The following is a 14,591-nucleotide window of genomic DNA, read 5'->3' as shown; positions in this document are numbered from 1 at the left end:
GATAACTTCAAATGCCGCACCAACCGTTAACTTAACTTATGGCAGGGCACATTACACCCAAAATACATCATTCATATCCTTCGATGGAGGATCCATGGTAGATTCCTATGACTTAGGATATATTGCATGTCTGAAAGTCTACACAGTTGCTGATGACAGTAAAATCATAAACAATAAGAATATTGCTGTTGATTATAATGGTGGCAAATATTTCTCTGTTAAAGTTGTAACTGCTGACGGTCATGCTGTTGGTGCAGGTGCAAAAGTCACCTTCACAATCAACAAAAAAACAACTACAGTTAAAACTGATAGCAATGGAATAGCCAAAATCAAAATAACTGATATTCCTAAAAAATACACAATAACAACCAAATACAAAGGTAAAACCTACGAAAATACTGTTACTGTTAAACACGTACTTAAAGCAAGCAAAGTTACTGTTAAAAAGACAGCTAAAAAATTTACCTTGAAGGCAAGACTCAAAATCAACGGCAAATGGGTCAAAAACAAATGGATAACATTCAGGTTCAACGGCAAAAACTACAAAGCAAAAACCAACGCTCTGGGAATTGCACAAAAAACATGGAACAAAAATGTCATCAACAAGCTTAAAAAAGGTAAAACCTATGCTGTTGGAGTAACATACGCAAAAGACACAATAAAAACAACTGTTAAAGTCAAGTAGATAATTTATTATCTACTTTTCAATATATTTAATTGTGATAATTTATGAAGGCTTTGAAAATTTTGATTGTCATGCTTATTTTGATAATGTCGGCGGGGGCGGTCTGCGCAGCAGAAAGCATCACCGACAATACAATAAGCAATGACAGCAAAGAAATATTACAAACGGTTCAGGAGGATATCACAACCGATGACAGTTCGGATGTCCTTGAAACCGCTCAGAATGACATCTACACAGCAAGTGAGGATTCATTCACCAATCTGACTGATGAAATAAAAAGTAGAGATGTTGTGGATTTAACTCACGACTATAAATTCAACAATGAGACTGATGACAGCAGTGGAATTGTTATTGGGAAGGATAATTTTATACTTAACGGTAATGGTTGCACAATTGATGGGAAAAACCAGTCAAGAATATTCAACATTACCGCAAACAATGTAACATTAAGCAATCTGATTTTAACCGGAGGTAATGCCGAAAAAGGTGGAGCAATATATGCTACCGGATCATTAACATTGAACAATGTTACTTTCATTGACAACTATGCAAAAACAGAAGGAGGGGCTGTAGGACTCTATGGCAATGTAATCCTTACCAGTGATAATTCCGATTTTATAGACAATTATGCAGAAGCAGGTTCAGCAATATTTGTTGAGAAAGGTGTATTAAATCTTTACAATGCTAATTTAAGTTCAAAAATATTCAACAAGTATTCACAAATTGCAGTGCTTACCAACTCTACAGTTTACATAGAAAACACTACTTTTTCAAACAGTACCTCTTCTTATTCACCGGCATTGTATCTTAGAAGTTCCAAAACTTCAATAATTAATTCAAAATTCATTAATTTAAGAGGCAATATTACTTCAGGCGCAATAGGCGTTAGGATGGGAGGTGAGTTATATGTTAAAAATTGTGAATTCATAAACACCACTTCCTCTAAAAATGCAGGCGCAATTTTTGCAGATGTTCTATACGGTGATTATTTGGGTGCTGTGACAATAATTGACACGGTATTCGAGAATACCAGTTCAGAATTTGGTGGAGCATTCCTTCAATTAAGCGGAAATTTATCCTTAAACAATACAAAATTCATAAACAGCCATGCTACTTATAATGGAGGATCAGTTTATCTTTCAGGTGTAACCGGCCTAATCAATAACTGTACTTTTGATTCAAACGGAGTTGATGTTATTGAAGGTTATCCGACTTATGGGGGTGCAATATTGCTGGACATGGGTACCTATAACATTTCCGGTTCTAAATTCTTCAATAACAATGCAAGTGCAGGTTCTGCGGTTTATGCATATGACTCAGCATACACAATTACCAATTCAATATTTGAAAACAATACAAATCCTATTTACACATTTTTCGATAAACAATCCATTATTGATGAAACAAACATTTTCAGCAATGACAACAACATCTCAACCAATAATACATTATTTACAACAATAATAATTGGAGAGGGCATGCAATTAACCTTGATTAACAACACCATCAATGTCACCACTCTTCCGGCCAGATTTGATTTACGTGACTGGGGATGGACATCATCAGTTAAAGCTCAAGGCTGGATGGGGTCCTGCTGGACATTCGGAATGACCGGTGCCTTGGAATCAGCATTATTGAAAGTTGCAGGCATCACAACCGACTTTTCAGAAAACAACATGCAGAACACCATGATAAAATATTCAATTTACGGTTCTCCTAATATATATGAAGGCGGAGGCAACACTTATTCAGTAAGTTATCTGTTGAGTTGGCTTGGAGCATTCGCACATGATGCAGATACCTATGATGAAATGGGAAAAATTTCACCTCTAATCACAACCAATCAGGACATTCATGTTCAGGATTTGATGTTCATACCTAACAATGAGATACCAAACGGCACAAAGCTTAAAGAAGCAATCTTGAAATACGGTTCTGTAGATGTGTCTTATTATGGACAATCAAGATATGATGAAGTAAGTCTTTATTATAATACTGAAACATATGCACAGTATGTTGACATATTTGTAGTGCCAAATCATGAGGTTTCAATAGTGGGGTGGGACGATAATTTTCCAAAAGAAAAGTTCTTAACTCCTCCACCTGGTGATGGTGCATGGATTGTTAAAAATAGCTGGGGAACTGACTATGGAGACAAGGGATATTTATATGTTTCATATTATGACCAATCACTCCTGCCCTATATATCTGGAAATATAGGTTCATCAGCTACTGCAATCATATTTGAAAATACCATAACTTACAATAAGAATTATCAATATGATATTGTATGGGCAGGTGCTTTTGTCCCAAGTAATGAAAATATAAGTTATATGAATGTCTATGAGGCATTGGATGATGATTTGATTGCGGCTGTCGGAACATACTTCAACTGCAGTGATGTCAACTATAAGGTTGAAATTTATGTAAACGACGAATTGAGATTAACTCAGAAAGGAGTATCTCCATATGTTGGTTATCACACTATCAAATTAGATAAATACATTCCAATCAAAAAAGGTGATGTCTTTAAAGCAATAATGACCTCAGATGCAATGCCGGGTGTTGATTTCACACAAACAAGACTGCATTATAGTAGAAATATTTCATTTTTCTCTTATGATGGAGAGACATGGACAGATTGTTATACTGAAAATGCGGTCGCATGTTTGAAGGTATACACTGTTGCTGATGACAGTAAAATCATCAACAATAAGGACATCACTGTTGACTACGGCAGTGGATCATACTTCACAGTTCAAGTTGCAACCACTGACGGCCACAGTGTTGGTGCAGGTGCAGTTGTTAACATTACAATCAATGGAAAAACAACTAAAGCAATAACTGATGCTAATGGCATTGCTAAAGTTAAAATAAACAATGTTCCGGGAACTTATGATGTGACAACCACATACAATGGTGAAACCTATAAAAATAAGGTTACCGTAAAATTAAATACAAAAACTTGTAAGATTACAGGTAACAAAAACATCAAAGTGGATTATGCTGGTGGTAAATACTTTTCCGTAAAAATAGTCTCAAAAGACGGTAAAGTGGCCGCTTCCGGTGTCAGTGTCAAATTCACAATCAACGGAAAATCAAAAATTGTAAAAACCAACGCAAAAGGAATAGCAAAAATCAAAATAACTAATATTCCTAAGAAGTACACCATGACAACCACATTCAACGGAAAATCAGTTAAAAATACTGTAATTGTAAAACATGTGATTAAAGCAAGTAAAATTACTGTTAAAAAGACAGCCAAGAAATTTACCCTAAAAGCTACCCTTAAAATTAATGGAAAACTCCAAAAAGGAAAATGGATGACATTTAGGTTTTATGGAAAAAATTACAAGGTCAAAACCAATGCAAAAGGTATTGCACAAAAAACATGGAACAAAAATGTCATCAACAAGCTTAAAAAAGGTAAAACCTATGCTGTTGGAGTAACATACGCAAAAGACAGAATTAAAACAACTGTTAAAGTTAAGTAGATAATTCATATCTACTTTTCACTTATTTTTTTTACAATCTATAAGTTAATTCATTTTTTTTCAAGCATTTTAAAATAATTTTCATTAAAACTTCTCAAAATTAAATAAGCATGCTTATATATCGACTTTTTATATATATTTAATTGTGATAATTTATGAAAGCTTTAAAAATTTTGATTGTCATGCTTATTTTGATAATGTCGGTGGGGGCGGTCTGTGCAGCAGAAAGCATCACCGAAGATGCAATTGGAGATGACAGTAAAGAAATATTAGAAACGGTTCAGGAGGATATCACAACTGACGACAGTTCGGATATTCTTGAAACCGCTCAGAATGACATCTACACAGCAAGTGATGATTCATTCACCAATCTGACTGATGAAATAGCTGTAAAGGATGTTGTGGATTTAACTCACGACTATAAATTCAACAACCAAACCGATGACAGCAACGGAATTGTTATTGGGAAGGATAATTTTGTCCTTAACGGTAACGGCCGTACAATTGACGGAAACAACCAATCAAGAATATTCTCTATTGCTGGAAATAATATAACATTAAACGATTTGATTTTAATCAACGGTAATTATCAGAATTGTGGTGGAATGCGTGTTGGTGGAACACTAACATTAAATAATGTTACTTTTATCAACAATCATGCAAACAAAGACGGGGGAGCTATAGGAATTACTGGAGGTGCAAGCCTTATTTGTAATAATTGTAGATTTATTGATAATTATGCCGAAAGTGGATCAGCAATTTTTGTTGTGAATAGTGAAGCGAAACTTTACAATTCATACATAACCTCAAAAATTTTCGCTAAAGGTTCTCAAATTTGCCTTGATTCAAATGCTGAAGCTTATATAGAAAACACTACTTTTGCCAATATTACTTCATCTTATACTCCGGCAGCATATATTAAATCTTCTAAAGCTTCAATAGTCAATTCCAAATTTATTGATTTAAAAGCCAATATTACCGCAGGTGCAATTGCTACTATGGAGGAGCAATTTTAGCAGATGTTGCTGGAGAAAATGATGTTACAGGTAAAGTGACCATAATTGATACCAAATTTAAGGACACCTATTCTGAATTTGGTGGAGCATATGTCCAATTGGGTGGAGATTTAGTGTTAAACAATACAGAATTCATAAACGCTCATGCTAAATATAATGGAGGTGCAGTTTATCTTTCACATATAAATACTGAAATCAATAATTGTACCTTTGATTCAAATGGCGTCAGCATTATTGGAGGATATCCAACCTATGGTGGTGCAATATTCAGTGATAAGAGTACATTAAATATAACAGACTCTAAATTTTTCAATAATGTGGCAAGTGCAGGTAATGCAATTTATGCATATGATACATCATACAACATCAAAAATTCAACATTTGAAAACAATACAAACCCTATATACACTGTTTTCGATGTCGAATCAAATATAGACAAAAGCAATGTTTTTGTTAATGACGATAATATCTCAACAAACAATACATATTATGCAACAATAATGATTGGACAAGGCATTCAATTGGTATTGCTTAACAATACCAATACCACTACCATTCCAGAACGCTTTGATTTACGTGATTACGGATGGGTTTCATCCATTAAAGATCAAGGCTGGATGGGTGCCTGCTGGACATTCGGAATGACCGGTACTCTGGAATCAGCATTACTGAAAGCCGCAAATATCACAACTGATTTTTCAGAAAACAACATGCAAAATACCATGCTGAAATATTCAATTTATGGAACTCCTTTTGTGGAAGGTGGAGCTAACATCGCTTCCGCAGGTTATTTGTTGAGCTGGCTTGGAGCATTCACACAGGATGTGGATACATATGATGAAATGGGAAAAATCTCACCTGTAATCACAACCCAGAATGACATCCATGTTCAGGATGTGATGTTCACACCTAACACTGAAATACCAAACGGCACACAGCTCAAATTGGCAATCATGAAATACGGTTCCATAGATGTGTCCTTTAACGGGCAAGCCACATATAATGATGTAACTCCTTATTATAATCCGGAAACCTATGCACAATATGCTTATGAATTTGTAAATCCAAATCATGAAGTTTCAATTGTAGGATGGGACGATAACTTCCCAAAAGAAAAATTCCTAGTCACTCCTCCGGGCAACGGTGCATGGATTGTAAAAAACAGCTATGGTACAGCATGGGGAGACAATGGATTTTTATATGTTTCATATTACGATAAGACATTAATGAACTCTAAAGACGTGTCAAATTATGCCACTTCAATAATAATTGAAAATGCCGAACCGTACAATAAGAACTACCAATATGATTTCATGTGGGGAATGGAGTTCAAATCAGGCAATCAAAATGTAAGTTACATGAATGTTTTTGAAGCATTGGACGATGATTTGATTGCAGCTGTCGGAACATACTTCGATAAGGAAGGCGTGGATTATACAGTCGAAATTTATGTAAATGACGAATTGAAACTGACCCAAACCGGAGTGTCACCATACTACGGTTACCACACAATCAAGTTAAATGAATACATACCAATTAAAGAAGGTGATGTTTTCAAAGCAGTAATAACCTCAAATGGTGCACCAATCCTTAACTTTACCGATACCAGACAACATTACACTCAAAATCTCTCATTCATATCCTTCGACGGAGAACCTATGAAAGATACCTATGACTCAGGCTACATTGTATGTTTAAAAGTCTATACTGTTGCAGATACATCTCTTTCAAAATTGCAGGAAACTATCACAAATTCAACTGAAAACCATTTGGATTTAGACTGTGATTATGGATTCAACAACGGCACAGACAATAGCACTGGAATTCTCATTGACAGGGACAACTTTGTCATCAACGGTAACGGCCACACAATTGATGGTAAAAACCTATCAAGAATATTCAACATTACCGCAAACAATGTAACATTAAACGATTTAATCCTAATCAATGGTAATGCAGAAAAAGGTGGAGCAATCTATGCTACCAAATCATTAACATTGAACAATGTAACTTTCATTAACAACTATGCAAGTAAAAATGGTGGTGCTGTAGCAATCTATGAAGACGTAACAATTAACTGTAACAATTCAAAATTCATTGACAATTATGCTGGTGAAGGCGGATCATCAATTGTAGTTTCAAAAGGAAAACTGAATATTTACAATTCATACTTTACTTCAAAAATATATGCCAAAGCGGGTCAAGTCATGGGCTCTACAGACGCAAGATTTTATCTCGAAAACATTACATTTGCCAATACCACAGCCACCTATGCACCGGCAATATATCTTGTAGGTTCCAAGATTAGAATAATCGATTCCAAATTCATTAATCTAAAAGCTAATCTCACTGCAGGTGCAATGAGCCTTAGGGAAGGCGGTGAACTCTACATTAAGAATTGTGAATTCATAAACACTACCTCTTCCAGAAATGCCGGAGCGGTATATGCAGATATTACAGGATATCAGAACAGTCAGGGTAATGCGACAATAATCGGTTCCAAATTTAAGGATGTCTCTTCCGGTTTTGGTGGAGCATATGTCCAATTGGGCGGACAGTTCTGGATAAGCAATTCAGAATTCACTAACAATCACGCCACCTTCAATGGAGGGGCAATCTATCTTTCATTTACCGAAACCGAAATCAACAACTGTACTTTCGATTCAAATGGTGTTGATGTTATTGAAGGTTATCCGACCTATGGTGGAGCAATATTCTCGGATATTTCTACACTAAACATAACCGACTCCAGGTTCTTCAATAATTTTGCAGGTGAAGGTAATGCAATATATGCATATGATAGCTCATTCAACATTAAAGGTTCAACATTCAAAAACAATAAAAATGCTGTTTTCAGTGTCTTTACTAAAAAATATACTATAGATAAAAACACTGAATTAAATAACGATACTGTTTCAACCAACAATACATTCTATGCAACAATAATGGTTGGAGAAGGCATGCAGTTGACCCTGGTTAACAATACCATTAATGTTGATGTTATTCCAGCTAAATTTGATTTGCGTGACTGGGGATGGGTTTCATCCGTTAAAAATCAAGGATGGATGGGTGCCTGTTGGACATTCGGAATGACAGGTTCATTAGAATCAGTGTTATTAAAAGCTACAGGAATTCCATTCAACGTTTCTATGAATAACATGAAAACAGTGATGAAATATTCACCTTATGGGGCTATGGAAGTATTTGAAGGTGGAGCCAATCTTGCTTCTGCAGGCTATTTACTGAGCTGGCTTGGAACAGTTCCATATGATGTCGAAACTTATGATGAGCTGGGTAAAATTACAATGCCTATTGTAACCGATAACAGCATTCATATTCAGGATCTGATATTCGTACCTAATAATGAAATCCCTAACGGTACACAGATTAAATTGGCAATCCTAAAATACGGATCTCTGGATGTGTCCTTTTTCGGACAATCTTCATTTGATGCGGAAGTCCCTTATTATAATCCGGAAACCTATGCACAATATGTCGATGTGCCTGAAGGTGCAAACCATGAAGTATCAATTATCGGTTGGGACGATAATTTCCCAAAAGAAAAATTCCTAATCACCCCTCCAGGTAATGGGGCATGGATTATCAAAAACAGTTATGGTTCAGACTGGGGAGACAAAGGATACCTCTATGTTTCATATTATGACAAATCACTCTTGGCATATAATTTGGGCAAGGTCACCGATTACGCTGCCACTGCAATAATCGAAAATACTGTACCATACAATAAAAACTATCAATATGATATTACATGGCTTTCTAATTATGAGTCAAGTAATGGAACTATAAGTTATAGGAATGTCTTTGAAGCATTGGATGATGATTTAATTGCGGGTGTTGGAACATACTTCAATGAGAGTGGCGTCAATTATACAGTCAAAATTTTTGTAAACGATGAATTAAAATTGACTCAAGAAGGAGTGTCTCCATATGTTGGTTATCACACTATCAAATTAGATGGTTATGTGCCAATCAAAAAAGGTGATGTCTTCAAAGCAGAAATAACATCAAATTGGGTACCATACCTTCTCTTAGAGGATACTAGGGTTCATTATGTTCAAAACATTTCGTATGTTTCATTCGACGGAAAAACATGGCAAGATGCTTATGACTTAGGTTATATTGCATGTTTAAAAGTATATACTGTAGCTGATGACAGTAAAATCATCAACAATGAAAACATCACTGTTGATTATGGTAGTGAATCATACTTCTCTGTTAAAGTTGTAACTGCTGATGGGCATGCTGTCGGTGCTGGTGCGGTTGTCAATTTCACAATCAATGGAAAAATAACTGCAGCAATAACTGATGCTGATGGTATTGCTAAAGTTAAAATAACTGATGTTCCAGGAACATATGATGTGACAACCACATACAAGGGTGAAACCTACAATAATAGTGTTTCTGTAAAATTAAATCCAAGTACCTGCAAAATCACACAAAACAAAAACATTAAGGTTGATTATGCTGGTGGAAAATACTTCTCCGTGAAAATTGTCTCAGCTGACGGTAAAGTGGCAGCTTCCGGAGTAAGCGTTAAGTTCACAATTAACGGAAAATCCACAATTGTAAAAACCAATGCAAATGGATTTGCTAAAATAAAAATAACACAGCCACCTAAAAAGTACACAATGATAACCACTTTCAATGGGAAATCTGTTAAAAATACAGTAATCGTAAATCATGTACTTAAGGCAACAAAAGCAGTTATTAAAAAGACAGCCAAGAAAGTTACCTTGAAAGCAAGACTCAAAATCAATGGTAAATGGGTCAAAAACAAATGGATAACCTTCAAGTTCAACGGCAAAAACTACAAAGCAAAAACCAATGCACTGGGAATTGCACAAAAAACTTGGAACAAAAACTTCATCAAAAATCTCAAAAAAGGTAAAACCTACCTCGTTGGAGTAACATACGCTAAAGACACAATAAAAACAACTGTAAAAGTTAAGTAGATAATTTTCATATCTACTTCTTTTTTTTTATTTTTTTATTCCATATCGTTTTACATTAAGATATGGTTGATAAAAACAATAGTTACTTTTTTAGATTTAATTTAATGGGTTGACATTATCATTAACGTAGTCCATTTCATAATTTAATCTTGTTTCCACTACACTATATATATGAAATGCTTTCAATAATTAGTTTTGAATATAATTAAGAAAGGTTAATATAATGGAATGTGTTTAATTTCAACTGTTGATGAATTCATATCCGAATTTTTGATTTCGGCCAGCCATTCGCTTTTACATTCACATTCATATTCTATTTTGCTTTGTGTCAAATTATTGGCAATTATCATATGTTTTAAATCTTTATTGCATTTTTTGCAGTTATAAGGGCCACGTCTTGAACCGAATCCGGATGTGTCCATAAGTGCGGGCAGGTCCAGTTCATCTCTAACTGTATTTATTATCTCAATGCAGGACCAGATCCATGGCGGTTGGTATGCTCCTTTTCTCCAAAACCTTTCAATGACGGTTCCTCCATGGATTGTTGCAGGACAAAATGAAAGTCTGTTTACTCCTATTGTATTGCAGTATCTTGCAGTTTCAATTGCTTCTTCAATCGCTTGAGCTTCTGAAACTAGAATCGGTTTAACAAAGATGTATGCTTTTGATTTCAAATTGTATCCTTTAGTTTCGGATAATTTCTGCATTAATTTAACTGCATTTTCAAAGTCATCCCTTGTAAATCCCTTATTGATTTTTTTAAGTCTTGTATAATCATTTGATGTTTCAAGGCCAATGCTCACTTCAAATAATGTGTCTCCAATAATTTCAAAGATTTCATCAAGAACATCTTCCTTTACATATTCAGGTCTTGATTCAACGATTATTTCTGTAACGTTTCCAAGTTCGACCAATGTTTTTAAAATTTCATCACGGGCATCCTTTGGAAGTTCATAAGGGTTCAGGAAACTGCCTGAAGCAAAAAGCTTGACTGAAATTTTGTCTTCTTCTGTTATCGGATGTCTCTGTAGGTGTTCATTGAAAATTCTTAAAATGGTTTCTGTGTCAATCGGTTCTAATGTGCAGTCGGAAACGTAGCTGCACATTGTGCATCCTCCGCTGTCTCCAAGTGCCCAGGCGCAACCTGGTGTCGGTAGTATGATGAATAATGTTTTTGAAACGCCATTGTAGGTTAAATCGTCATTGTACCAACTTGCTCCAACCTGCTCGGGGGTTTTTGGATCTTTTCGCTCAAAAGCTCTTTGTCTAATATCTTTACATAAATTTTCAATTTCCATTATAATACCTGCAATATAATAAATGTAATATTATATAGTTAAGATTTTTTTATAATTAAAAATTTTGTTGAAAAGTAGTTTGGTTATTAAGTTGTGTGTAAAGGTTTAAAAAAATAAAAAAAGAAAGAAAGTAGCAAGTTTAGAAACTTGCGATTACTTCTCCTAATAATTTAATGGATTCTTCTACGTTTTTACCAACAGGGGAACCTGCTACGTATTGAGTTACACCCATTTCAGCTAAGCCTTCAATTTTTGGAATGAACTCATCAGGAGTACCACATACGGAAAATGCGTCGAGTGCTTCATCGGTTACAGCACCAATAGCTCCACCGAAGTCACCTTTAGCTAAGAATTCACCCATTTGGGTGTTGAATCCGTCAGGTAATCCGTGTCTTTCGATAACTGGAGGTGGTGAACCTGCTGCAATAAATGCAACTACAATTTTAGCTGCGTTTTTAGCTGCGTCTGAGTCTGGTCCGATAGAGGTTGCAGTGTATGCACCTACGTCGAATGCTTTGTCTCCACCAGCTGCTTCAAGACCTTTTTTGATCATTGGCATAGCTGCTTCATAATCTTTAGGGTTGGAAGCGTTAATTAATACACCGTCTGCGATTTCTCCAGCGGTTTCTAACATTTTAGGTCCTTGTGCACCCATGTAAATAGGGATTGCATCTTGTACTTTTTTAACTCCACCTAAAGCTGCTCCAGCTTCAGTTTTTTCACCTGCTAATAAGGTGTTAATGTCAGCGATTGCTGCTTTGATAGTGGATACAGGTTTAGTCCATTCAATTCCTAAAGCATCGAATGTTGCTTTGTCACCAGGACCAATACCGAAGGTTGCTCTTCCTTCTGAAATTTCGTCGATAGTAGCGATTGCAGAAGCGGAAATTGCTGGGCTTCTTACGTATGGGTTGGTTACACCAGGACCCATTTTAATGGTTTCAGTTTCAGCTGCAATTAATGCTAAGGTTTCGTATACGTTTTTGTTGTTGTAGTGGTCAGTGATCCATGCGTATTCAAAACCGACATCTTCTGCTATTTTTACTAATCTTACGAGTTCTTTTAAAGGTATTTGAGGTACGAATTCTATACCAAATTTCATATTTTATCACCAATTATATCTTTGGTTAACCTATATATAAAGTAATTATTATTTGAATTAGATAGAAAGTTTTATATATTATCTGTTGGCGATGTCTTGGGATATTTATAATATCAAATATTGTATTAATTATTTTATTTTTTGTAATACTTAATTGTTTGATGGGGGTATGGCGAAACTTTTTATTAAATCTTATATCTATATTTTATAATATCATTTTTTTTAAAAATATAAGTTCATATAATAATTATAATGCTATTTTTATAATTTTATGCTTGTATTTTATTATTCAAATATTAATTGCAATAATTTTTAATTGATTTTGTTAATATAATTTCCTTATCTATTAGATGTGCTATGTGTTTTATGGCGTTGGTTTAAGTCTTATTGTATTTACAATCTTGACTATGATGACTGCTTTTCCGCATGTAGCTATAATTTATCATGTTTATTGTATTAATTAAATGTTAATTATTACATGAATGTGCTTTTGTGAGTACTTGAGTTTTTCGGGTATGATGTAAGTTTTGTAGATGTGGTGAAATTTGATTATAGAAACTTTTATATCAAATTTTAGTGTATTTTACTCGTCTATATTTTTTTAGCGTACTTCATAATACTTTATACTTATATTATGTCTGTTATGTGTTCAATTCTGTTTGATCCTGGCAGTTCAATTCTGTTTGATCCTGGCAGATGTTACTGCTATTGGGATTCGATTAAGCCATGCAAGTCGAACGAGTTTAGGCTCGTGGCGTACGGCTCAGTAACACGTGGATAATCTACCCTTAGGACCGGGATAACCCTGGGAAACTGGGGATAATACTGGATAGGCAATTTTTCCTGTAATGGTTTTTTGTTTAAATGTTTTTTCGCCTAAGGATGAGTCTGCGGCCGATTAGGTAGTTGGTTAGGTAATGGCTTACCAAGCCGTTGATCGGTACGGGTTGTGAGAGCAAGAGCCCGGAGATGGAACCTGAGACAAGGTTCCAGGCCCTACGGGGTGCAGCAGGCGCGAAACCTCCGCAATGTGAGAAATCGCGACGGGGGGATCCCAAGTGCCATTCTTAACGGGATGGCTTTTCATTAGTGTAAAGAGCTTTTGGAATAAGAGCTGGGCAAGACCGGTGCCAGCCGCCGCGGTAACACCGGCAGCTCTAGTGGTAACAATTTTTATTGGGCCTAAAGCGTCCGTAGCCGGTTTAATAAGTCTCTGGTGAAATCCTGTAGCTTAACTGTGGGAATTGCTGGAGATACTATTAGACTTGAGACCGGGAGAGGTTAGAGGTACTCCCAGGGTAGAGGTGAAATTCTGTAATCCTGGGAGGACCGCCTGTTGCGAAGGCGTCTAACTGGAACGGTTCTGACGGTGAGGGACGAAAGTTAGGGGCGCGAACCGGATTAGATACCCGGGTAGTCCTAACTGTAAACGATGCGGACTTGGTGTTGGGGTGGCTTTGAGCTGCTCCGTACGGTCGCAAGACTGAAACTTAAAGGAATTGGCGGGGGAGCACCACAACGCGTGGAGCCTGCGGTTTAATTGGATTCAACGCCGGACATCTCACCAGAGGCGACAGCTGTATGATAGCCAGGTTGATGACTTTGCTTGACTAGCTGAGAGGAGGTGCATGGCCGCCGTCAGCTCGTACCGTGAGGCGTCCTGTTAAGTCAGGCAACGAGCGAGACCCACGCCCTTAGTTACCAGCTTATCCTTTTTTGGATGATGGGCACACTAAGGGGACCGCCTATGATAAATAGGAGGAAGGAGTGGACGACGGTAGGTCCGTATGCCCCGAATCCTCTGGGCAACACGCGGGCTACAATGGCTGAGACAATGGGTTCCGACACCGAAAGGTGGAGGTAATCCTCTAAACTTAGTCGTAGTTCGGATTGAGGACTGTAACTCGTTCTCATGAAGCTGGAATGCGTAGTAATCGCGTATCACTATTGCGCGGTGAATACGTCCCTGCTCCTTGCACACACCGCCCGTCACACCACCCAAAAAGGGCTTGGATGAGGATGT

Annotated in this window: 5 protein-coding genes, 1 rRNA gene and 1 pseudogene; 5 read left to right on the top strand and 2 right to left on the bottom strand. The window is 36.3% G+C overall.

Annotated features, from left to right (window positions below):
- The 4 genes and pseudogenes from QZV68_RS09325 to QZV68_RS09310 form a co-directional block, all read left to right on the top strand.
- Window positions 1–685, top strand: a pseudogene (locus tag QZV68_RS09325) (hypothetical protein); the annotation flags it as partial.
- Window positions 686–729: 44 nt separating this feature from the next.
- Window positions 730–4,179, top strand: a complete 3,450-nt coding sequence (locus QZV68_RS09320; protein WP_296880734.1) for a C1 family peptidase — start codon at window positions 730–732, stop codon at window positions 4,177–4,179.
- A 155-nt stretch (window positions 4,180–4,334) separates the two neighbouring features.
- Window positions 4,335–5,195: a hypothetical protein gene (locus QZV68_RS09315; protein ID WP_296880733.1), complete on the top strand. Its 861-nt coding sequence runs from the start codon at window positions 4,335–4,337 to the stop codon at window positions 5,193–5,195.
- A 35-nt stretch (window positions 5,196–5,230) separates the two neighbouring features.
- Window positions 5,231–10,168 carry a C1 family peptidase gene (locus QZV68_RS09310; RefSeq protein ID WP_296880732.1) on the top strand — a complete coding sequence of 1,646 codons (4,938 nt, stop codon included), beginning with the start codon at window positions 5,231–5,233 and terminating at the stop codon, window positions 10,166–10,168.
- 215 nt (window positions 10,169–10,383) lie between these two features.
- Here the strand turns inward: QZV68_RS09310 and QZV68_RS09305 are convergent, their stop codons facing one another.
- Both QZV68_RS09305 and mer read right to left on the bottom strand, forming a co-directional pair.
- Window positions 10,384–11,466, bottom strand: a complete 1,083-nt coding sequence (locus tag QZV68_RS09305) for an archaeosine biosynthesis radical SAM protein RaSEA (protein WP_296880731.1) — start codon at window positions 11,464–11,466, stop codon at window positions 10,384–10,386.
- A gap of 139 nt (window positions 11,467–11,605) precedes the next feature.
- A complete protein-coding gene (gene mer, locus QZV68_RS09300) occupies window positions 11,606–12,568 on the bottom strand; it encodes a 5,10-methylenetetrahydromethanopterin reductase (protein WP_296880730.1) in 963 nt (320 codons plus the stop codon).
- A 676-nt stretch (window positions 12,569–13,244) separates the two neighbouring features.
- On the opposite strand from mer, the gene QZV68_RS09295 reads away from it, so the two are divergent.
- Window positions 13,245–14,591 (top strand): 16S ribosomal RNA (locus QZV68_RS09295); the annotation flags it as partial.

Origin of the sequence: uncultured Methanobrevibacter sp. (genome assembly GCF_902801725.1) — an archaeon.
Lineage (GTDB): Archaea > Methanobacteriota > Methanobacteria > Methanobacteriales > Methanobacteriaceae > Methanocatella.
Note: the sequence above shows the minus strand (reverse complement) of the source record. Positions and strands in the feature narration are given on the sequence as shown.